The sequence below is a fragment of the Streptomyces yerevanensis genome (assembly GCF_000716805.1).
Lineage (GTDB): Bacteria > Actinomycetota > Actinomycetes > Streptomycetales > Streptomycetaceae > Streptomyces > Streptomyces flaveus.
This window is the reverse complement of record NZ_JNWJ01000165.1, coordinates 1-2269: the sequence shown is the minus strand read 5'-3', so window position 1 is coordinate 2269 and position 2269 is coordinate 1. Positions and strand designations below refer to the sequence as shown.

General features: G+C 66.7%; 2 protein-coding genes and 1 pseudogene. 2 read left to right on the top strand and 1 reads right to left on the bottom strand.

Annotation, left to right across the window (positions count from 1 at the left end; all coding sequences use genetic code 11):
- The first annotated feature begins 1 nt into the window (after nucleotide 1).
- Nucleotides 2–787 (top strand): IS5 family transposase, encoded by a 786-nt coding sequence (locus OP79_RS48725; RefSeq protein WP_063742171.1) that lies wholly within the window; start codon nucleotides 2–4, stop codon nucleotides 785–787.
- Entirely contained in the window at nucleotides 784–1200 is a 417-nt protein-coding gene (locus OP79_RS48720) for a hypothetical protein (protein WP_033329669.1), read from the top strand. Before OP79_RS48725 ends, OP79_RS48720 begins: the two co-directional genes overlap by 4 nt.
- A gap of 972 nt (nucleotides 1201–2172) precedes the next feature.
- Here OP79_RS48720 and OP79_RS58405 read toward each other — a convergent pair.
- A pseudogene (locus OP79_RS58405) lies at nucleotides 2173–2269 on the bottom strand (IS5/IS1182 family transposase); the annotation flags it as partial.

Genomic DNA, 2269 nt, shown 5'->3' with positions numbered 1-2269 from the left:
GGTGCTCACGGCATGGAAAAGCCGGCACCGTTCCGTGAGCGGCCACCAGGGCCGCTATCCGATGCGGGAGATCGTGAACTCGATCCTCTACCAGTCCTGGACCGGCTGTCAGTGGGCCCTGTTGCCGAACGACCTGCCGCCGAAGAGTGCGACGTACTACTACTTCGCGACCTGGCGGGACGACGGTACCGACCGGCAGATCCATGAACTCCTGCGCTGCCAGGTGCGGGAGAGGAACCGGCGATTAGAGGACCCGACCCTGGTGATCCTGGACACCCAGAGTGTCCGGGCGGCCACCGGGGTCCCCACGGTCACGACGGGCAAAGACGCCGCGAAACGGGTGCCTGGCCGTAAGCGGGGACTGGCCGTGGACGTCCTCGGCCTGGTCATCGCCGTCACCGTGCTGGCCGCGAGTGTCCACGACAACGCCGTCGGCATCGCTCTGCTCGACCAGGTCGCCGTCGCGGCCGACGGCTCGGTGAGCAAGGCACTGGTCGACCAGGGCTTCAAGAACCAGGTCGTCACGCACGGGGCCGGACTCGGCATCGACGTCGAGATCGTCCGGCGCAACCCCGAGGAGCGGGGATTCGTGCCGCAGCCGAAGCGGTGGAGGGTGGAGCAGACGTTCGGGACCCTGATACTGCACCGGCGTCTGGTCCGCGACTACGAACACCGCCCGGCCTCCTCCGCCTCGCGCGTCTACTGGGCCATGACCCACGTCATGGCCCGTCGGCTCACCGACGCGAGTGCACTCACCTGGCGCGATCCGCAGGTGGTCGGCGCGTGAACCTCAACCCTCTCCTCCAGGCGCTCGACCTTCAGGAAGACGCAGTCCGGGCCCTGGCCGACGATCTCCGTACCCGGATCGACACCCTTCAGACCCAGCTCCGCGAGGCCGAACTGCGTCTGGAACACCTCGTCATCACCCGCACGACCATCACCGGCCTCGCCGACCGAATCCCGCCCCCGAGCACCGACCCATCAGGGAGTCTGGAGCTGCCCGAGCACCCGGACTACCCGCGCATCCTCGCCGTCTTCAACGACGCCACCGGCCCACTGAGGGCCCGCGACATCTGCGAGGCCCTCGACTTCGAGCTCCTGCCGAAGCACGTCGAACGCACTCGCGCCAAGATGAAACGCCTGGTCACACTGAGAATTCTCGCTGAAGCCGAGCCCGGCACCTTCAGTCGAAAGCAGTAGCCAAGCCCGGAACAGACATCACCTCACGAACCGCCTACTCAGATGGCGGAGGGCGCTGCGTGATGGTTACCGGGACCCTACCCAAGAAAATCCGGTGGCTTTGCAATGACCGCACATGGCCCATGTGACGGGCTTCCCGAGCGCGCGGACGTGCTTCAGATAGGCGAGCCACACGGGGTCCCCATCCTTTTTTGCCTTGGCCACCAGCAAGTGCAACAGCTCCCGATCCCGCTGTTCCCCGATCAATTCGGCGAGCGCCCGAACCGCTTGGTCTCTCTCGCTGTCCTTCGGCTTCCGGAGTTGCCAACCCCAGCCCCCCGGCGGCCGGTCACTGTTCGGGTCAAAAAGGAAGTCCCACTCTGACAATCCGCGCGGCTTATTCGCGGGGTGCTGGTAGGGCAGCGCCTCCTGCATTGACGCTGTCTGGCTGCTGCCCTCGCGAGGGGTGCCACGGCTGCCGTCAGCGCGAGAGGTGTCGCGGCGTGACTTGCCGCCCCACCCGGTCGATGCTGACACGCTGACGGGTCCTGCGCTGATTCCCGCCCCCATCCCGCGGCGCCCTACCCCGGCGCTGACGGGTCCTACCTTGGCGCGGACGCCTCGTGCTGACACTGACACTGGGCCAATGCGCATGCCGAATCGAAACCCCATGAACCGCTTCCTCTTCTGGTGATCGGCCTGACTGTAGGCGAGGGCGGTCTGGTTAGCTATATTGTCCGTGACCTGGTCTTCTGTCTGGCCATCCGCTCTCGTCCCGGGCGGCCGACCCCACCGATGACCTGGGCATCGAGCACCGGCGTGAGGTGTCTGGGCCCGATGCGTCGTCGCCGTCAGGCTGTGCGAGCCGGAGGGGAGAGGGTCAGGGTGGACGAGGCAGTAGGGGCGAACAGTTGCTGGCCGGGGCCGGGCTCAGGGATCGGCTGGTCTACTCCTTGCTGATGCGTGCGGTTCAACCCTCGGTCACGGGCGGCAGGACTGGTAGAGGATCGAGTTCACGATCTCCCGCATCGGATAGCGGCCCTGGTGGCCGCTCACGGAACGGTGCCGGCTTTTCCATGCCGTGAGCACC